Raw genomic sequence first — 18,244 nt, 5'->3', positions numbered from 1 at the left:
AATGCCTCGCTTTTCTTTGCCTTCCGGCCCAAAAAACTGTCCCTTATAAAGAACAACGAATAAATAAAATATGGCACTTGTAGAAATGGTTATGCCCAAAATGGGCGAGAGTATCATGGAAGGTACCGTCTTGAAATGGCTCAAAAATGTGGGTGACACGATTGAGCAGGACGAATCGGTGCTGGAAGTAGCTACAGACAAAGTGGACACGGAAGTACCTGCCATTCAGGGCGGCGTGCTGAAGGAGATACTGGTACAGGAAGGTGACGTGGTAGCCGTGGGTGCTCCGATCGCCATCATCTCGACCAACGGCGAAGACACCGCCGCTCCTGCCCCGGCCGCTGCTGAAGCTCCTGCCGCTGCAGCCCCAGCCCCTCAGGCCAATGCGCAGCCTGCAGCCGCTTCTGCTGACTCTGCCGTAGCCAAACTCGACCAGCCAGCCTCCGGCCGTTTCTACTCGCCGCTTGTACTCAACATTGCCCGCGAAGAAGGCATTTCGATGCAGGAACTCGAGTATGTACCAGGTACAGGCAAAGAAGGTCGCGTGTCGAAGAAAGACATCCTAACCTACGTAGAGAGCCGTAAAAACGCGCCACAGCAGGCTGCCGCTCCTCAGGCACAGCCACAAGCGCAGGCCCCTGCCGCAGCTCCTCAGGCTGCTCCGGCACCAGCTGCCCAGCCACAAGTACAGGCTGCTCCTGCTGCCTCCAAACCAGCCGCTTCTTACAGCGGCAACGTCGAGATCATCGAGATGGACCGCATGCGCAAAATGATTGCCGACCGCATGGTGGACAGCAAGCGCGTATCGCCGCACGTGACTTCGTTTGTAGAGGCCGACGTGACCAACATCGTAAACTGGCGCAACAAGTGGAAGAACGACTACAAGCGTCGTGAAGGCGAGAACCTGACCTTCACTCCAATCTTCATTGACGCGATTGCCAGAGCGATTAAAGACTTCCCGATGATCAACGTGTCTGTGGACGGTGGCAACATCATCCGTCACAAAGACATCAACATTGGTATGGCGGTGGCGCTGCCAAGCGGCAACCTGATTGTGCCGAACATCAAGAACGCCGACCAGCTCAACCTGAACGGGCTGACAAAAAAGGTGAACGACCTGGCCAACCGTGGCCGCATGAACAAACTTACTCCGGACGACCTGGCCGGCGGTACCTATACCGTATCGAACGTAGGCTCCTTTGGCAACGTGATGGGCACACCGATCATCATGCAACCGCAAGTGGCTATTATGGCCGTGGGCGCTATCAAGAAAAAGCCTGCCGTGATCGAAACGCCAGAGGGTGACCTGATCGGTATCCGTCATTTCATGTTCCTGTCGCACTCCTACGACCACCGCGTGGTGGACGGATCGCTGGGCGGTATGTTCGTGCGCCGTGTAGCGGATTACCTAGAGAACTTCGATGTGAATCAGTCGATTTAATTAGGAGAATCCTGATTTTAAATTCCTTTCAAAAACAGCGACAGACTTTTATATCTGTCGCTGTTTTTTTTTTGCGCCTTCACAACATATAGTTATTTTTATATACTATATACCTTATAGCATGAAACTATTGAAACAAACATCAACTAACTTTCTGTGCCTTTTGCTGCTTAGTATAGCAAGTTTGGCCTGTTCTAAAAAGGACGAGCCCGCACCGACAACAAAAAACGAGATCACATTCAACGGCAAAACGCATACCTTCATTACAGCCTTAATGGGCAATTTCGGATTTAAGGATAATACTCGCTTCGGCACACCTACACACCAGATATTTGACGTAATGCAGGCTGATGATGTCATTCTGGTAGATAATGACGGTCGGTTTGTGGATTTAAAAAATACTGAATATCTGATCATGTATGGCTTGTTTGTACCTGAGGCAGCATCTCTACCCGTCGGTACATTCACATACATTTCTCACGAGAATGACCAAAACCTCCAACCAAAACAACTTCAGGAGAAATACAATGGAAAGTACTACTTCAGTTCGGCCTGGATTCATTTTGACCTGAATGGCAACAATAAATTAGAGCCCGGGGAATACTTAAAAGTGGTAGGTGGTAAGATTACTACCTCAGGAACAGAAGCAGACTTTACCATTGACTATGACTGGGTGTTCAATGACGGAAAAACGCTGAAGGGCAGGTATAAAGGGGATGTAACCTGGTATAGACACTAAACCGAAAGCCTGCTTCAGAAATTGGGACAGGCTTTTTTGCGGGTATAGTATTCTATATACCTTTTAATTAATATTGCCACATCTGTTTTACACCGCTTCCGTTTATGTGGAAGTATAACCCAATTCTAAAACTATGAAGAGTGCCATCGCCTGGATCGTAGCCGCCATTTTTCTGTTTCTGGCTCTGTATTTCTACTGGCAAAAGAATGATGCCGAAAGTCGTCTGCGCATAGCCGACAACAAACTGGCCGAAACCGATCAGCAATTGGAGCAGGAAGAAGCTGAAACCGACCCACTGGAGGACATGGTGCTACCGCCTGACACCATGAGTGTCGTGCCACCGGGCGGAGTGGAATTCGTGGACGAAATGGGCAGCCTCAGCGAGAGCGATATACAGAAACTCCGTAAAAGAGGGTTGCGCAACCCCGAAGTGGACCTGATGAACGACCTGAGCCGCAAGCAAGGGCAGCTTATACCTAAAGAGGGCGTAGTGGGCGGCACGATGACCATCCGCGACAGCCGCATCCTGAACGACCGCTACGCCATGGCCTATTATGAGGACGGCCACATCGGTGGCTACATGATCCTGAAATACGAGGTGAACAACGGGAATATTACGTGGCGCGTGGTGGATAGCTCCGCTTTGTAGCTTTCTGCACGGTATTTGAGTATAGGGAAACAGGTATAAACCCAACAGCTATGACGCCACTTTCACTTCTGTTTCCTGTACTCTTCGCCTTCATCCTGCATCAGGACAGTAACCTGCAGTTAGGTCAGGACCTTGGCAAGGATGCTAAAATACTTGCCAACACCTCTGTCTTTATCAGCGACAACGCTACCCTAAGTCCATCTTTGCGGACAGTTGAGAGCGACCTGGAATTATTTTATGTGATGGCCAGCATCAACCTGTCGCAAAGCAGGTATAGCGCGAGGCAGCAAGGCAAGCACCATATACAGACATGGCGCTTTGATGAAGGGAACATCAAAGCCATCCACCAGATCGAAACCACGCTGGCACTCGACACCGTCGTGACGCAGCGCTACCTGGAGGATCGGGCGCCCACGCAGCAGCGCATCCAGAACAACTTCAAGTTTCGCACCTACACCGTTTCCACGGCAGATGCGCCCATTAAGCTGTATTACCTCACTGAAGACGAACAAGGGCTGCTGGAGTACAAAATCGACGACCGCCACGTGGAACTTGTCTATTCGAAGAAAAAGCAAGGCCTGAGTGACATCATGCCGAAAATGAAAGATGAATTGGATCAGTTGGTAGTACAGCTAAGCAAGGAATAAAACAACAGCGGCCGCTCCCTTACGAGAGCGGCCGCTGCCATTTTACATGCTATACCTTATACCTTAAAGCGAGGCCAGGCTCTGCTCAATGGCGTGGATCTTCGCTTCAGCATCAGCCTGTTTCTTGCGCTCATTGGCGATTACCGCTTCCGGTGCACCGCTCACAAAACGCTCGTTGCTAAGCTTCTTCACCACCGAATTCAGGAAGCCTTTGGTATACTCCAGCTCCTTCTGCAAACGCTCACGCTCGGCCTCCACGTCGATGTTGCCCTCCATCGGGATGAAGAACTCGTCGCCGGCCTCCACAAAGCTAATGGCGCCCTCTACGTTCTCCTGCACAAAGCTTATCTCGCTTATGTTCGCCAGCTTACGGATGATGCTTTCAAACTTGTCATATCCATCCTGATTCATCACCTTGATGGCCAGGTCAAGCGACTTGTTAGGCGATATATTCTTGGAGTTGCGGATGTTGCGGATGGCGGCTACAATCTTCAGCACGCTCTCCATTTTCTCGTTCAGCTCCTTGTCGAACTTATCTTGCTTCGGCCACGGCGCCACGATCAGGAACTCCTTCTCCTTGCGCTCTTTCAGGTCCTGCCAGATCTCCTCCGTGATGAACGGCATGAACGGATGCAACACTTTCAGAATCTTCTCCAGGTATACGATGGTCGTATCGAGCGTCTGCTTGTCGATCGGCTGCTGGTAGGCCGGCTTGATCATCTCCAGGTAGCTCGAGCAGAAGTCGTCCCATACCAGTTTGTATACCGACAATAGCGCATCCGAAATACGGAACTTGCTGAAGTGATCCTCGATCTGTACAAAAGCCTCGTTGAAGCGGGAATCGAACCAAGCCATGGCCGTTTCGTTCGGGCAAGGCAGGCTCTCGTCTACTTCCCAGCCTTTAATCAGGCGGTAGGCGTTCCAGATCTTGTTGCTGAAGTTACGGCCCTGCTCTACCAGCTTCTCGTCGAACAGCAAATCGTTGCCAGCTGGGGAGCTGAAAAGCATACCGGCACGCACGCCGTCGGCACCGTACTGGTCGATCAGGTCGAGCGGGTCAGGTGAGTTGCCCAGCGATTTGGACATCTTGCGGCCCTGCGCGTCGCGCACAATACCGGTCAGGTATACGTTGCGGAACGGCGCCTCTTTGCGGAACTCGTAGCCGGCCATGATCATACGGGCTACCCAGAAGAACAAAATCTCCGGGGCCGTCACCAGGTCATTGGTCGGGTAGTAGTACAGAATATCTTTGTTGTCCGGATCTTTAAAACCGTCGAACACCGAAATAGGCCACAGCCAGGAAGAGAACCACGTGTCGAGCACATCATCGTCCTGACGCAGGTCTTCGGCTTGCAGGCTATCGTTACCGCTTTGCTTGCGGGCCAGTTCCAGTGCCTCCTCAGGCGTGGTCGCCACTACAAACGAGCCGTCTGGCAGGTAGTATGCTGGTATACGCTGGCCCCACCACAGCTGACGCGAAATACACCAGTCGCGGATGCCCTCCATCCAGGAACGGTACATGTTCTTGAACTTCGGCGGGTGCAGACGGATCTCGTCATTCATCACGGCGTCGAGGGCAGGCTTAGCCATCTCCTCCATTTTGCACCACCACTGCATCGACAAACGCGGCTCGATTACGGCTCCGGTACGCTCTGATGTCTGCAAAACGCTCGCATACTCGTCAATCTTCACCAACAGACCAGCTTCCTGCAGGTCTTTTACGATATTGCGACGGGCGGCAAAGCGGTCTTGGCCTACATATAGCTGCGCTTTCGCATTCAGGGTGCCGTCGTCGTTCAAGATGTCGATGGTCGGCAGGTTATGCTTCTGCCCCAGCTCGTAGTCGTTCAGGTCGTGCGCCGGCGTTACTTTCAGGGCACCCGTACCGAACTCGATCGACACGTATTCATCCAGAATTACCGGGATTTCCTTGCCCAGCAAAGGTATACGCACCGACTTACCGTGCAGGTGGGTATAGCGCTCGTCGTTCGGGTTTACGGCTACGGCCACATCGGCCATGATCGTCTCCGGACGCGAAGTGGCTACGGTGATGTAAGTCGGCTCGGCTGCACCTACTACTTCGTAGTTGAGGTGGTACATTTTGGCCATGGTATCTTTCGGCACCACTTCTTCGTCCGACAGGGCGGTGCGGCCCTGCGGGTCCCAGTTTACCATGCGCACACCGCGGTAGATCAGGCCTTTGCGGTACAAGTCCACGAACACCTCGATCACGGCCGCGCTCAGGTCATCCTCCATCGTGAAGCGGGTACGGTCCCAGTCGCAGGAGGCGCCCAGTTTCTTGAGCTGCTCCAGAATGATGCCGCCGTATTTCTCTTTCCACTCCCAGGCATATTCCAAGAATTCCTCGCGCGTGATGTCGCTCTTGTTGATGCCTCTTTCCTTGAGCATGGCCACTACCTTAGCCTCGGTGGCGATGGAAGCGTGGTCGGTGCCCGGCACCCAGCATGCCTCTTTGCCCTTCATGCGCGCACGACGGATGAGCACATCCTGAATCGTGTTGTTGAGCATGTGGCCCATGTGTAGCACGCCCGTAACGTTTGGCGGCGGAATCACGATGGTGTAGGGCTCCTTTTTCGGGTTGGGCTTAGAACGGAAGAAGCCGCGCTCCATCCAACTGCTATACCACTTCTCCTCTACTTCTCTGGGGTTATATTTTGTTGAAATCGACATCGTATACTAGTTTTTCTGCTTTTTGCGCTAATTGGCAAAATTAGGCATTTTGATTTAATTGTTGATTGCTATTTGCTGATTGTTCGCTCCTCAGGTATAAGAAAACACCTGCGGGAGGATACAGCCCGGAGGTTATCAGGTATAGGTACAGGCTATACCTGTCAGACGACTCGGATGTCGTACCTGGTGAGCAAGCCAGCCAACCCATCCTGCGAGAATTTTGCCCTTTTGATGCTATTAATCTCCGGGTCGATCGTGTAGTTATAGGCCGTACTAAAATCAGCCTCGCTTAGCTGTGCATGCTCGAAAACTGCCCCGGCCAGATCCGCATTGTCAAACTTGGCTTTTGTTAAAACAGCCTGCTCAAACACCGCATTTTTTAAAGAGCAATCGGTAAAAGATGTCTTTGGCATTTTGCGGCGCAGGAAAGAGGTATAGTCCATCAGGCAATTGTCGAAACCAACTGTGAACAGAAACTCCTCGCACTCGCTGAAATTTATACCTGTGAGCTTGCACTCCTTGAACGTGACGTTGTTCAGCGTTGACCCGAGCAGTTTGAGCATGGTCAGGTTGCAGCACACAAACGTGCAGTCGGCAAAGCGGTTGTAAGAGAAATCGGCGTTGGAGAAGTCGCAGTTTTTGAACACGCAGTCTTCGAACTCCCTGCCCTTAATGGCTTTGTTCGGGTAGCTGATCTTCTCGAATGTCTTGTCCTGGTGCAATTGCTCTTCCATAGGTATAACTTAAATTCGCTAAAAATAAAAAAACCTGCCGTAAGAGACAGGTTTTTGTGCTTTTGATATTGGCTATACCTTAGCTGGCCTGGTGCAGCCAGTCTTTTTTTGCCAACAGCTCTTCTTCTGTCTCACGGTAATCTGGGTCATCGACGCAGCAATCCACCGGGCAGACAGCAGCACACTGAGGCTCCTCGTGGAAGCCCATGCACTCAGTACACTTATCTGATACAATGTAGTAGAACTCGTCCGAAATAGGAGTCTGCGCAGCGTCACCAGGGATGATCTCGCCGCCGTCGATCTCTACTTCTTTCAGAGCCGTGCCGCCGCCCCAGGTCCATTCCGCACCGCCTTCGTAAATGGCAGTGTTCGGACATTCTGGTTCGCAGGCGCCACAGTTTATACATTCATCAGTGATCATTATCGCCATAATCGTATCTCCTGTATATTTTTAGTACTTTTGTATCGCTTTATTTACCGAACAAAATTAGGAACATTAAGTATCCTTATCAAATAATTTTTAACACAGCGGCCAGCCATGACATTAGAGAACAGAATCGAAGCATTCGTGAAGTTGGGAAAGCAACTGCAGGATTTGACGCCGGAAGAGCGCAAAGCACTGTCCCTGATAGCACAGGCCAAGAACCCGTGGTTTGATGAGGAAAATGTTTCAGCAGCCCTGCAGGGCGTCACGACCATGCTCGATGAACAGTATCTCCGTGAATGGCTTTACCCCTACCACCTCAAACAGGTTACACCCAAAAAGGTTGGCGTGGTGATGGCAGGCAACATTCCGATGGTCGGTTTCCACGATTTTCTGTCGGTTTTGCTGAGCGGGCACCACCTGCTGGCCAAGCTGAGCTCGGATGACGACGTGCTCATGCGCCGCCTTGCCAGCATGCTGGTAGGTATAGAGCCTGCCTTTGCCAACCAGTTTGAGTTCGTGGACATGCTCAAGGGAGCCGACGCCATCATCGCGACTGGCTCCGACAACACGGCCCGCTACTTCGAGTACTATTTTGCCAAGCGGCCGCACATCATCCGGAAGAACCGCACCAGCATCGGCATACTGACCGGACACGAAGAGGATGAGGACCTGCGTGCTTTGGGCAACGACATTTTCCAGTACTATGGTTTGGGCTGCCGCAACGTCTCCAAGGTATACGTGCCCGAGGGGTATACCTTCAACAAGCTGTTTGAGGCCAACGAGCACCACAAAACGATCCTCAACCACCACAAGTACCAGAACAACTACGACTACAACAAGTCCATCATGCTGGTGAACCGTGTGCCGCACTTCGACAACGGCTTTTTGCTGGTGCAGGAGAGTGAGCAACTGGTCTCCCCTATTTCGGTGCTGTTCTACGAGACCTTCACCTCCCTACCCGACCTGCGCCACAAACTGGCTGCCGTGAAGGACAAGACCCAGTGCGTGGTTTCGGCCCACGGCTGGCTAGAGGGCAGCATCCCATTCGGCGACGCCCAGTGCCCGATGCCATGGGACTATGCCGACGGCGTAGATACAATGGCGTTTTTGCAGGGCTTGCACGTATAGCACAGCCTTAAAATCGGGCCTCTGCATAGAACCAAAATTACAGTATGGCATGTTTTGTGGTTATATACCTGCCAACACTAAATTTTGATAACTATGAAGAGGACCGAGAAAAAACCTAGCCTGATTGAAAAGGAGCGCATACCGATGTTGCGTTTTGGCACCGAAGATGTGCTGAAAGATCCCACTGCCCGTAGCATGCGGCATTACGAAGCAAACCGCGCCACTATTTTGGGCAACGCCTACCACAACAAAGCCACCATTACGTTTTGCACCGACGATGGCGATGTAAAAAAAGTGGAAACCACCGTTTGGTGCTACGACGACAAGTTTTTGCTTCTGAAATCAGGTACATTTCTGCCTCTTCGGTCTGTCCTTAAAATAGAGAACAGTTAGTGATGCCACACCTTAACTACCTGATTTGTCTCTATACCTGTAGACTGAACCATATAAAAGCATAACAGCCCGCTAACGACGATTCGCAGCGGGCTGTTTTTGTTTTGCAGGGCTCTGAGCCTTTACAACTTATTGGTTTTTAAAATTAAAGAGCGGCGTACTGGTGCACCATTCGGACAGGTCGCGACTTGTCCCTACAAATTTCCCCTCTAGATCAAAAATCGCTCAATCACTCAGTCAGTAACTCGCTAAATCCTATCCAGCACCTTTACGATCAGGCTGTCAATTACCTCTTCGGCGTTTGTTGCGAACTCTTGGGAGATGCGGTTGGCTACAATGGCGTTGAGTGACAACATTTCGTGGCCCAGGAGGCGGCCCATGGCATAGTAGCCGGCAGTTTCCATCTCGAAGTTGGTGAAGCGGAAGTCGCATACCTTGAAGTCCTGGTATACCTTGAGCAGGTCTGGGTTGCGGAGGCCGCCACGCAGCACACGGCCTTGCGGGGCGTAGAAGCCCGGGCAGGTCAGTGTATTACCCGGAATCATGTCGAAAGCGATCTTGTCGATCAGCATTTTGGAGCCGTTCACCACATAAGGACGGAAACCGACACCCAACTGCTCCTGCAGGGCTTTGGAGATACTTTGCTCATTTTCGTTTTGCTCCAACGGGTAAAACTCCATCAGCGAGTCCAGCCCGATGCCGTAATGTGAAGCCAGGTGACTGCCCAGCGGAATATCCGACTGCAGCGAGCCTGAGGTGCCAATTCGCACGATCTTCAGTGAGATTTTCTCCTCGTTTACCTCCCGCGTCCGAAAATCGATGTTCACCAGCGCGTCCAGCTCGTTCATCAGAATATCGATGTTGTCGGTGCCCATACCTGTTGAGATGACCGTAATGCGCTTGCCTTTGTAGTAGCCGGTGTGGGTCACAAACTCACGCTTGGTGATCTGTACCTCGATCTCGTCGAAATACTTACTCACCATCGGTACACGGTCAGGATCGCCCACTGTGATGATGGTATCCGAAATGTGCTCCGGCTCCAGGTTGAGGTGATAGATGGTGTCGTTTTGATTGATGATCAGTTCTGATGCTGGAATTGCCATGTAGTTGTTGTTTTTTGGTATCAGGTATCAAGACTTTTCTTTGTGAAATGACATAAGATAGAACTTTTGACAAAGGATTCTCCGGAAAGTAGCTATACCCTTGCTGCTTATTGCTGTTCTGGATTTGCAATACATAACCAATTGGTATGCAGCTTTGTAATCCGCAGGCCCACCACTAGCAAAGCCTCTGCAAATCGGATTACAAATCCGCTGTTACTATACTTTCGGATTGCAAATCCGAAAAAGCATTAGCACAAGATGATTCGTAAGCCAGTCCTATGTCTACTGTCAAAAAGTTCTTCGTCAAAAAAGTCGTGCTACGTGTGTCGTGATACGAATTTATTATAAACAAAGAAAAGCGCGGCCATCTGGGCACACGCTTTTCTAAGCTTTAGAGAATACTTATTTAGATACGTTAGAAGTCTTGCGACGGTTGAATCCTTTTAGTGGATTATAGCCGTTCAGGTTCTTTTGATAGTAGCCGGTGCCGTCGTACGGGCGCTTTTCCGGGTGCTCCTTGCACTCAGTAGAGCAGGCTCCCTCCAGTTCCCAACCGCATTTCTCGCAGATCGGCACATGCAGGTTGCACACCGGGTTGGCGCAGTTCACCATACGGTCTTCCTCTGTGCCACACACGTGACACTTCGAGATCACCTTGGGGTTCACTGTGTTCACATCTACCGCCACACGGTTATCGAATACATAGCATTTGCCCTCAAAGTCTTCGCCGCCGGCCTCTTTGCCATATTTGATGATGCCGCCATGCAGCTGGTACACGTCCTCAAAACCCTGCTCCAACAGGAAGGCGCTGGCTTTTTCGCACTTGATACCGCCTGTGCAGTAGGTCAGGATTTTCTTGCCTTTGAGTTCTTCTTTCAGGGCATCGATTTTCTCCGGAAATTCACGGAAGTTCTCAATGTCCAGGGTCACGGCGTTTTTGAAACGGCCCACGCTGTACTCGTAATCCGAGCGCATGTCCATGATCACCACGTCTTCGCGGTCCTTCATCGCCTTGAACTCCTTCGGCTCCAGGTGTATACCGGTACGCACGTTCGGGTCGATGTGCAGCAGGCCGGAGTGAACGATTTCGGCTTTTGTACGCACGTGCAGCTTGGCAAAAGCGTGCTTGTCTGATTCGTCCACTTTAAAATCCACCTTAGCGAAGCGCGGGTCGGCTTTCACGATTTCCATGTACTTGTCGCAATCTTCTTTCAGACCCGACACAGTGCCGTTAAGGCCCTCTTTGGATATGATGATGCGGCCGAGCAGATTCAGCTCCAGGCAAAGTAAATGGTGCTCCTCCCGGAACGTCTCAGGATCTGCTATCGGTGTGTAGCAGTAGTACAGAAGTATGCTGTAGGGTTTGTTCATAACTGCTTAGTTTCAGCTAAGTGTTTGATTTAAATTGTTTACCCCTGCGGGGCTATTGTTAAATTGCTGATGGTTAAATTGTTGCTCATGCATGATTGCCTGTGCACGATTCAGACAGGTCACGACCTGTCCCTACATGATTCAACTTTCTAACTGCTCGCAAATTTCTTATTTTTCTCTTTAACCAAAAATGACTTTGGTCAGTTCGGTTTTCGAGAACTGTGCAGGTATAAAATTACTTAACCGGTGCAGCGGGGTTACCGAACACGGTGGCTTTGGCAGGTACGTTGGCAACTACCACAGAACCAGCACCTACACGAGCGTTCTTGCCGATCTTCACGCCAGACACGATCACCGCTCCTGAACCGATAAAAGCACCATCTTCCACTACTACTTCGGAGTTGATGATGGCTCCTGCGCCGATCTGCACGTTGTCACCAATCTCGGCTTTGGTATCGATCAGCGCGCGGGACTCGATGATGTTGTTGTCGCCGATTTTGGAGTTGTTGCCCACAATTGCACCCGCCCCGATCATGTTGCCGTGACCGAGCCAGGCAAATTCTGATACGGCGCTGAATTTATGGATCGCGTTGACAGGCACTACTTTGTACTCATCTTTGAGCATTTTTACCAGTCCTTTGCGGGCGGCAGAGTCCTCTACGGCCACAAACACGTCGCATTTTTTGCCAATCAGTTTCAGGAATTCGCTGTCTTCTGTACCGCTCATCACTGACACATTGTTCAGTTCCTGCTGCTGGAGTTCCTTGCTGTCGTCGAGGAAGCAGTACACCACCACGTTGTTGCTGTTGAAAATGTCGAGAGCTGCCGTACCCAGTTTCTGGGCACCAAGTATGATTACCGGATTTTGCATAGCCTATGTCAAATAAGGTGCAAAGGTACGAAGATTAGCGCTAATCTGCTGCGATTTGTGCGGGCTCGTCTTCCTCAGGTTGGCGCTGGCGGGCAGACAAAAGGTAGCGTAACAGCTCGCTGTTTGTTTTGCAGAGCAGCAGCAGGTATACCACAAAAGGCAGCACCACTACTCTATACCTGTTAAGTGTACCCAGGTTCGGCATGCTGTACGCCAGTAAAACGCCCATCACAAACACAAAAACGAGCAGCGCCGTCAGCATGTAGCCATACCGCCACTTAACCCGTCCCGCTTCAAAGAGATCGCGCAAAAAGCCGAAAGCCAGCACCAATAACAAGGTATTTTCGAAGGCCGCTACGAACGTACGTATGTTATAGGCCTCCCAAATAAAGGGGCGAAACAACATGCCGATAAAAGCCAGTTGCGAGTGAAGAATAAAGCTCAGGTAAGTTGGCTCCAGGAAAGGAAAATCAATGCGCGGTTTGCCCTGCGAGGCCAGCAGGCTGACCTGGTAGTTGCCATACACTACATCCGGCAAGGCCTCCAGGTGCAGATTAGGGTTGAGCTGCGTGCCGAGCCAGGCTATACCTGAAAACAGCACCATCAACGCCAGACCCTTCAGCACCCAGTGAATGTGCGCCAGCTTCGGGTTGTAGAAAATCAGCTTCAAGAGCAGCGACAAGGCCAGCGTAAGTGCGAGCGCCACGGCCACAAAGTATTTCACCAGCCAGATCAGGTATAGGCCCACCAAAGCGAGCGACAGGTATAGCAAGGGCTTTCTTTTTCCGAACAGCAGGTATAGACTACTGCCCAGGAGCAGCCCCATACCTCCCATCAGCACGCTCTCTTTGAGCACGCCTGATGACCAGAAGACTACCGACGGAAAAGCCAGGAAGGCCACCACAGCTGGTATAGCCGTTGTTGGAAAATAACGGGCAAGCGCGTTCACAAAAAACCAAAGCCCGGCAAAACTGAACAGCGACAGGTAGAGCGAACTGAGGTAGTAGTTGCCGTTTGTCAACAACATGGGCACGCTCAACAGGCGCGGCATGTTCCAGGCGCTTTCATAAAATGGCTTCTGCAGCCCCTGTAGCGTTGTGCCTGTAGGGTCGTTAGTGAAAAGATACTGCAGGTAGGCACCTATACCTTGCTCGTGGGCCAGGTCGGTCATCAGGAGGGCGCGCTGGTAATAGAGTTGGGTGTCGCCTTTGTCGTACACATGAAAGCTCAGCACCCCGATCAGGAGCCCGCAGGCAAGTTTGAGTAGCAGTGTCGGGAATAAGTAAGGCCGCAATTTGGGGTTACAGTCCTGTTTCCAGAGCCCCCAGATTAGCCCAGCCAGTACCAACAGGTTCAGGCCGTAGATCAGTATACTCACGTAGTTGGTAGATTTTGCTTCATAATCTTGTTGCCAATGGCGCAGCGCAGGCAGTTGACCGGCTGGCAGTAGCGTTTGTAGAGTCCGAGGGCGGCCTGGTTGTCGGCGGCCGAGGCGGCTTTCCAGCCCAGCTCCTCGTACTGCCGCGTGATGCGGTTGCTGGCTTCCTTCACCTTTTCGAGCAGGTTCACCGCTTTGTCGAGGTGCTCCAACTGCTGCATGTGCACGGCGTAAGCTGCCAACAAGGGCGCTGCCACGTTGATGGTCAGGTTTTGCACGCTCGACTTACCCAGTTGCACCTGCACTGCCTTAGACTCTGCCCCAAAGGTATAATGTTTTTGCCAATATGCCGACACGGGTGCGGGCCACAGCGCATCGTAATTTTTGGCCCCTTCGGTTTGGATAATGGTGGAAAACAGACTCTTATGCTTGTGTAGCAGCGCCGCCAGTTGCGCCAATCGAACCGTGGGAAAGTTGGCGGGACGCATGCGCAGGAAGTTCCAGTGGTGGCGGGGCATGGTGAGTTCCTGCAGGCTATACTTGCGGCTCAGGTAGGCATGTTCTTTGGCCAGCGTGGCGCTATAATCATCAACCGGCTCCGCCAGGAAACCAGCTTGCCCGAACAGCAGGGCTTCGAGTTGAAACAAATCATGCTGATGCTTGCGCACCACCTGCATGGGCAGGGCGCGGGCTAATCGCTCGAAAGGTTCCTGGTTAATTTTGAAACCGAAGCCTTTGCATAGCACTTGAAATGCCGTGGCTTCCCAATCGTTGCCAAGCTGGTGGTATACCTGCAGCACCTCCTCTCCTTTTAGCTCAAGCCGCTCGGTGAGGGCGCGGCCCAGCATCATGGTTTTGGTGATGTCGGGCACATGGGGCCAGAAGCCGGCGCAAGGTATAGCAAAAGGTGCCCGCCGCAGTTGTTCGTAGGTATGGAGCATGGCCAGGTTTACCCTATTTTTCAGCTCCAACGTAGGTATAGTAGTACCGTCAGTTCGCTTTACAGCTTCATCGGCTTCCCACACCACATGGAGCACTACCTGGTTATACTTGAAGTCGAGCTGGTGCTGGTGCCGCCGCCAGTCCGAGCCGCGCAGGTGTATCTCCACGCTCCCCGACCACTCCACCTCTCCTACTCTGATGATGGCCTCCTTGAAATCCGGCCCCGCGTCGGTATTGTACATACCCACCCGCAGCACCTGCACCTGCTCCCCCTCCACCGTGTTCAAATCCGTTTTGTCGAAATACTGATGCTGCCAGATGTAGTGCAGGAACTCTTCTTTCATGAGCGGTGGTTGTGGTTGGGGAAGTTTTACGAAATTATAAGTTTGGGAGTTAGAGAGTTTAGGAGTTAGAGAGTTATGAATGAAGATTTGAGAATGGAGAGTTTGGAGAGGGTAAGCAATTTTGCTTTTGGGGAAAGCCTGAAACAACGGACAAAGGAATTTGCGCTGCGATGTATACGTTTGTTCAGGGCGCTGCCATGGCAGGCTGATGCCTATGTTCTGGGAAAGCAGCTGCTAAGGTCTGCCACATCAGTTGCTGCCAACTACCGCGCTGCATGTCGAGCACGCTCCAATGCCGAATTTGCAGCTAAGATAGGTATAGCACTTGAAGAAGCTGACGAATCGCTTTTCTGGATAGAACTGTTAGAAGAATCAGAAATAGTAGCAGCAAGCCGTCTTGCTTCACTTAAGCAAGAAGCCAACGAACTGACGGCCATCCTGGTCACAATTAGAAAATCATCTTACAAACGCAACAACTCCTAAAATCTCCAACTCTTAAACCCCCAAACTTCACTATCTTTGCAGCCTTAAAATTAAACGATTATGATTTCAGTTGACGCGGTGAGCGTGGAGTTCAATGGGGCGGCCCTTTTCAGCAATGTTTCTTTCAACATCAACGAAAACGACCGCATCGCCCTGATGGGGAAAAACGGAGCGGGCAAGTCTACCCTGCTCAAAATTATAGCGGGCGCCAGCAAGCCCACCCGTGGCAAGGTGTCGGCCCCGAAGGATGCCGTGATCGCCTACCTGCCGCAGCACCTGCTCACTGAAGACAACTGCACCGTGTTCGAAGAGGCATCCAAGGCCTTTGCCAAAGTGCTCGACATGAAAAAGCAGATGGATGCACTCAACGCCGAGCTCGAAACCCGCACCGACTACGACTCTGATGAATACTACAAGATCATTGAGCAGGTATCGGAGTTGGGCGAAAAATACTACTCCATCGAAGAGATCAACTTCGACGCGGAGGTAGAGCAAACACTGAAAGGTCTCGGTTTTTCCCGCGAAGACTTCACCCGCTCTACCACTGAGTTCAGCGGTGGCTGGCGCATGCGCATCGAGCTGGCCAAGATCCTGCTCCAGAAGCCGGACCTGATCCTGCTCGATGAACCGACCAACCACCTCGACATCGAGTCGATCCAATGGCTGGAGGACTTCCTGGTGAACAACGCCAAGGCTGTGATCGTGATCTCGCACGATAAAACTTTCGTGGACAACATCACCAACCGCACCATTGAGGTGACGATGGGCCGCATTTACGACTACAAGGTAACCTACAGCCAATACCTGCAACTGCGCAAAGAGCGCCGCGAGCAGCAGCAAAAGCAGTTCGATGACCAGCAGAAAGAGATTGCTGATATTCAGACGTTCATTGACCGCTTCAAGGGCACTTACTCGAAGACGCTGCAGGTACAGTCGCGGGTGAAGATGCTGGAGAAGATGGAGGTCGTGGAGGTGGACGAGGTGGACACCTCGGCTCTGAATGTTAAATTCCCGCCTGCACCGCGCTCAGGCAACTACCCGGTTATAGTCGAAGAGCTGACCAAAAAGTACGGCGACTATACCGTGTTCAAAGACGCTTCCATGACGATAAACCGGGGCGAGAAAGTGGCCTTTGTGGGCAAGAACGGCGAGGGTAAGTCTACAATGGTAAAAGCCATTATGGGCGAGATCGATTTTGAGGGCAAGCTGCAACTGGGCCACAACTGCCTGATCGGCTATTTTGCCCAGAACCAGGCCGCCCTGCTCGACGGCGAACTGACCGTGTTCCAGACCATCGACGAGATTGCCGTGGGCGATGCCCGTACCCGCGTGAAGGACCTGTTGGGTGCCTTTATGTTCAGCGGCGATACCATCGAGAAGAAAGTGAAAGTGCTGTCGGGCGGTGAGAAGACGCGACTGGCCATGATCAAGCTCCTGCTGCAGCCGGTGAACCTGCTGATTCTGGACGAACCAACCAACCACCTCGACATCAAGACCAAGGACATCCTCAAAGATGCGCTCAAGGCCTTCGACGGCACGATCATCCTCGTATCGCACGACCGCGACTTCCTCGACGGGCTGGCCGACAAGGTGTTTGAGTTTGGCAACAAGCGCGTGCGCGAACACTTCGAGGACATCAACGGCTTCCTCAAAAACAAGAAAATGGAGAACCTGCGGGAGATTGAACGTACCGTAGCCAAGTAATAAACCTGAGCCCCGGTCCAAAGCCGGGGCTTTTTTGTGCGTCGCTATACCTGTCGACAACCCTTCAGGTACACAGCAGTATGCAATTCAGATGATGCAGCAGATCAGACAAATCATACGCGCGGAGGCTAGAGCGCTGTTCGAACTGAAGAAGACCGAGCGGCTCTGGCACATACCGGTGCTGGCCTCGCTGTGCACCGGCCTGCCCCTGCTAGCAGGCTTCGCCAGTGGCCGCCTCGACTATGGTATACTGGGCTGTATCGGCGGGCTCGTAATCCTATACCTGCCCACGAATACGACCCTGGTCCATCGCATGATCACGGTGATCAGCTGTTCGTTTGGGTTTATGGTGTCGCTGGCGGTAGGCGTTACCTTTAGCTTCAACCCGTATCTTTCTTCGCTGTTTGTGGGCCTGTTTGCGCTGGCGGTGCACTGGGTGGCCAACTACTTCGCCATGAAACCGCCGGGCAGCTTCTTCTTCATCATGATCACCTCCATTGCCGGCACCATGCCATTTGAGCTGGACTCCATTCCGACGCGCATTGGCTTGATTGGGATGGGCACGATGCTGGCCTGTGTGCTGGCCTTCTTCTACAGCCTGCTCATGCTCCGGAAACAAAAGCCTGTGACCGAACTGCTGGTGGTCAAGAAAAGCGTGTACTCTAACCTGGTGGAATCGGTGGTGGTGGGCCTGTTTGTGGGCGGCTCTCTACTGGCAGGGCAACTGCTGCAGCTGGAAAAGCCTTACTGGGTGCCGATCTCATGCCTGGCCGTAATGCAAGGAGTCAGTTTAAGGCATGTCTGGCAACGGAGCTTTCAGCGTATTCTGGGCACCTTCATCGGGCTGGGACTGACCTGGCTGTTGCTTCCCTATACCTCTACCCCACTGGCCATCTGCCTTAGCATCATCCTCCTGCAGTTCATCATCGAGATGCTGGTGGTGCGGCACTACGGTCTGGCGGTCATCTTCATCACACCCATGACCCTCTTTCTGGCGGAGGCTGGCAGTGCCATGACGGCCGATCCCAATGCGCTCATCTATACCCGCTTCGTGGATATCGTGCTCGGCAGTTTGATCGGGGCGTTGGGTGGATGGGTACTGTATCACCAGAAACTGCGGCACAATGCGGTGCGGCAACTCCGGAAAACGCGGGTTGCGATTTTGAGGAAGGAAAGGTGGGGTTAGTAGAGCAACCGTT

At 52.1% G+C, this 18,244-nt stretch carries 17 protein-coding genes; 9 read left to right on the top strand and 8 right to left on the bottom strand.

Annotation, left to right across the window (positions count from 1 at the left end; translation table 11 throughout):
* The first annotated feature begins 70 nt into the window (after positions 1-70).
* The 4 genes from B0B12_RS14405 (at position 71) to B0B12_RS14390 (ending at position 3,476) form a co-directional block, all read left to right on the top strand.
* Positions 71-1,441, top strand: a complete 1,371-nt coding sequence (locus B0B12_RS14405; protein WP_076669979.1) for a dihydrolipoamide acetyltransferase family protein — start codon at positions 71-73, stop codon at positions 1,439-1,441.
* 121 nt (positions 1,442-1,562) lie between these two features.
* A complete protein-coding gene (locus B0B12_RS14400) occupies positions 1,563-2,180 on the top strand; it encodes a hypothetical protein (protein ID WP_076669976.1) in 618 nt (205 codons plus the stop codon).
* A gap of 133 nt (positions 2,181-2,313) precedes the next feature.
* Complete coding sequence (locus tag B0B12_RS14395) at positions 2,314-2,829, top strand: hypothetical protein (protein ID WP_076669973.1); 516 nt, start codon at positions 2,314-2,316, stop codon at positions 2,827-2,829.
* Positions 2,830-2,879: 50 nt separating this feature from the next.
* On the top strand, positions 2,880-3,476 hold the full coding sequence (locus B0B12_RS14390; protein ID WP_076669970.1) for a hypothetical protein: 597 nt from the start codon (positions 2,880-2,882) through the stop codon (positions 3,474-3,476).
* A 63-nt stretch (positions 3,477-3,539) separates the two neighbouring features.
* Here the strand turns inward: B0B12_RS14390 and B0B12_RS14385 are convergent, their stop codons facing one another.
* The 3 genes from B0B12_RS14385 to B0B12_RS14375 form a co-directional block, all read right to left on the bottom strand.
* Positions 3,540-6,167 carry a valine--tRNA ligase gene (locus B0B12_RS14385; RefSeq protein ID WP_076669967.1) on the bottom strand — a complete coding sequence of 876 codons (2,628 nt, stop codon included), beginning with the start codon at positions 6,165-6,167 and terminating at the stop codon, positions 3,540-3,542.
* 161 nt (positions 6,168-6,328) lie between these two features.
* The gene (locus B0B12_RS14380) at positions 6,329-6,901 is read right to left on the bottom strand and encodes a pentapeptide repeat-containing protein (protein WP_076669964.1); all 573 of its coding nucleotides are present in this window, start codon (positions 6,899-6,901) and stop codon (positions 6,329-6,331) included.
* 79 nt (positions 6,902-6,980) lie between these two features.
* Positions 6,981-7,331 carry a 4Fe-4S dicluster domain-containing protein gene (locus tag B0B12_RS14375; protein WP_076669961.1) on the bottom strand — a complete coding sequence of 117 codons (351 nt, stop codon included), beginning with the start codon at positions 7,329-7,331 and terminating at the stop codon, positions 6,981-6,983.
* 108 nt (positions 7,332-7,439) lie between these two features.
* Here B0B12_RS14375 and B0B12_RS14370 point away from each other — a divergent pair, with 108 nt between their 5' ends.
* Entirely contained in the window at positions 7,440-8,456 is a 1,017-nt protein-coding gene (locus tag B0B12_RS14370) for an acyl-CoA reductase (RefSeq protein ID WP_076669958.1), read from the top strand.
* A gap of 93 nt (positions 8,457-8,549) precedes the next feature.
* Positions 8,550-8,849: a hypothetical protein gene (locus B0B12_RS14365; protein WP_076669955.1), complete on the top strand. Its 300-nt coding sequence runs from the start codon at positions 8,550-8,552 to the stop codon at positions 8,847-8,849.
* 248 nt (positions 8,850-9,097) lie between these two features.
* Here the strand turns inward: B0B12_RS14365 and B0B12_RS14360 are convergent, their stop codons facing one another.
* From B0B12_RS14360 to B0B12_RS14340, 5 genes are all read right to left on the bottom strand, one after another.
* Positions 9,098-9,952, bottom strand: coding sequence for a nucleoside phosphorylase (locus B0B12_RS14360; RefSeq protein WP_076669952.1), 855 nt, complete (start codon positions 9,950-9,952; stop codon positions 9,098-9,100).
* A gap of 402 nt (positions 9,953-10,354) precedes the next feature.
* Positions 10,355-11,323 carry an oxygen-dependent tRNA uridine(34) hydroxylase TrhO gene (gene trhO, locus B0B12_RS14355; protein WP_076669949.1) on the bottom strand — a complete coding sequence of 323 codons (969 nt, stop codon included), beginning with the start codon at positions 11,321-11,323 and terminating at the stop codon, positions 10,355-10,357.
* A gap of 235 nt (positions 11,324-11,558) precedes the next feature.
* Positions 11,559-12,194 (bottom strand): NeuD/PglB/VioB family sugar acetyltransferase, encoded by a 636-nt coding sequence (locus tag B0B12_RS14350; protein WP_076669945.1) that lies wholly within the window; start codon positions 12,192-12,194, stop codon positions 11,559-11,561.
* A gap of 40 nt (positions 12,195-12,234) precedes the next feature.
* Positions 12,235-13,572 (bottom strand): hypothetical protein, encoded by a 1,338-nt coding sequence (locus tag B0B12_RS14345; protein ID WP_076669942.1) that lies wholly within the window; start codon positions 13,570-13,572, stop codon positions 12,235-12,237.
* Entirely contained in the window at positions 13,569-14,858 is a 1,290-nt protein-coding gene (locus tag B0B12_RS14340; RefSeq protein ID WP_076669939.1) for a DUF2851 family protein, read from the bottom strand. The genes B0B12_RS14345 and B0B12_RS14340 overlap by 4 nt, the downstream gene beginning before the upstream one ends.
* Before the next feature lie 75 nt (positions 14,859-14,933).
* On the opposite strand from B0B12_RS14340, the gene B0B12_RS14335 reads away from it, so the two are divergent.
* The 3 genes from B0B12_RS14335 (at position 14,934) to B0B12_RS14325 (ending at position 18,231) form a co-directional block, all read left to right on the top strand.
* Positions 14,934-15,341 (top strand): four helix bundle protein, encoded by a 408-nt coding sequence (locus B0B12_RS14335; RefSeq protein WP_244554717.1) that lies wholly within the window; start codon positions 14,934-14,936, stop codon positions 15,339-15,341.
* Between the two features lie 60 nt (positions 15,342-15,401).
* Positions 15,402-17,045: an ABC-F family ATP-binding cassette domain-containing protein gene (locus B0B12_RS14330; RefSeq protein ID WP_076669933.1), complete on the top strand. Its 1,644-nt coding sequence runs from the start codon at positions 15,402-15,404 to the stop codon at positions 17,043-17,045.
* Between the two features lie 91 nt (positions 17,046-17,136).
* A complete protein-coding gene (locus tag B0B12_RS14325) occupies positions 17,137-18,231 on the top strand; it encodes an FUSC family protein (protein ID WP_076669929.1) in 1,095 nt (364 codons plus the stop codon).
* Positions 18,232-18,244: the final 13 nt, after the last annotated feature.

The sequence above is a fragment of the Pontibacter indicus genome (assembly GCF_900156345.1).
Lineage (GTDB): Bacteria > Bacteroidota > Bacteroidia > Cytophagales > Hymenobacteraceae > Pontibacter > Pontibacter indicus.
The sequence above is the reverse complement of the archived record's forward strand: the minus strand, read 5'-3'. Positions and strand labels throughout refer to the sequence as shown.

Bases quoted from the DNA above. Each gene is read 5' to 3' on its own strand.
- B0B12_RS14400 (WP_076669976.1), top strand. From the start codon at position 1,563: ATGAAACTATTGAAACAAACATCAACTAACTTTCTGTGCCTTTTGCTG.
- B0B12_RS14395 (WP_076669973.1), top strand. From the start codon at position 2,314: ATGAAGAGTGCCATCGCCTGGATCGTAGCCGCCATTTTTCTGTTTCTG.
- B0B12_RS14360 (WP_076669952.1), bottom strand. From the start codon at position 9,952: ATGGCAATTCCAGCATCAGAACTGATCATCAATCAAAACGACACCATC.
- B0B12_RS14375 (WP_076669961.1), bottom strand. From the start codon at position 7,331: ATGGCGATAATGATCACTGATGAATGTATAAACTGTGGCGCCTGCGAA.
- trhO (WP_076669949.1), bottom strand. From the start codon at position 11,323: ATGAACAAACCCTACAGCATACTTCTGTACTACTGCTACACACCGATA.
- B0B12_RS14370 (WP_076669958.1), top strand. From the start codon at position 7,440: ATGACATTAGAGAACAGAATCGAAGCATTCGTGAAGTTGGGAAAGCAA.
- B0B12_RS14385 (WP_076669967.1), bottom strand. From the start codon at position 6,167: ATGTCGATTTCAACAAAATATAACCCCAGAGAAGTAGAGGAGAAGTGG.
- B0B12_RS14335 (WP_244554717.1), top strand. From the start codon at position 14,934: ATGAATGAAGATTTGAGAATGGAGAGTTTGGAGAGGGTAAGCAATTTT.
- B0B12_RS14325 (WP_076669929.1), top strand. From the start codon at position 17,137: ATGATGCAGCAGATCAGACAAATCATACGCGCGGAGGCTAGAGCGCTG.
- B0B12_RS14365 (WP_076669955.1), top strand. From the start codon at position 8,550: ATGAAGAGGACCGAGAAAAAACCTAGCCTGATTGAAAAGGAGCGCATA.
- B0B12_RS14330 (WP_076669933.1), top strand. From the start codon at position 15,402: ATGATTTCAGTTGACGCGGTGAGCGTGGAGTTCAATGGGGCGGCCCTT.
- B0B12_RS14340 (WP_076669939.1), bottom strand. From the start codon at position 14,858: ATGAAAGAAGAGTTCCTGCACTACATCTGGCAGCATCAGTATTTCGAC.
- B0B12_RS14405 (WP_076669979.1), top strand. From the start codon at position 71: ATGGCACTTGTAGAAATGGTTATGCCCAAAATGGGCGAGAGTATCATG.
- B0B12_RS14390 (WP_076669970.1), top strand. From the start codon at position 2,880: ATGACGCCACTTTCACTTCTGTTTCCTGTACTCTTCGCCTTCATCCTG.
- B0B12_RS14380 (WP_076669964.1), bottom strand. From the start codon at position 6,901: ATGGAAGAGCAATTGCACCAGGACAAGACATTCGAGAAGATCAGCTAC.
- B0B12_RS14350 (WP_076669945.1), bottom strand. From the start codon at position 12,194: ATGCAAAATCCGGTAATCATACTTGGTGCCCAGAAACTGGGTACGGCA.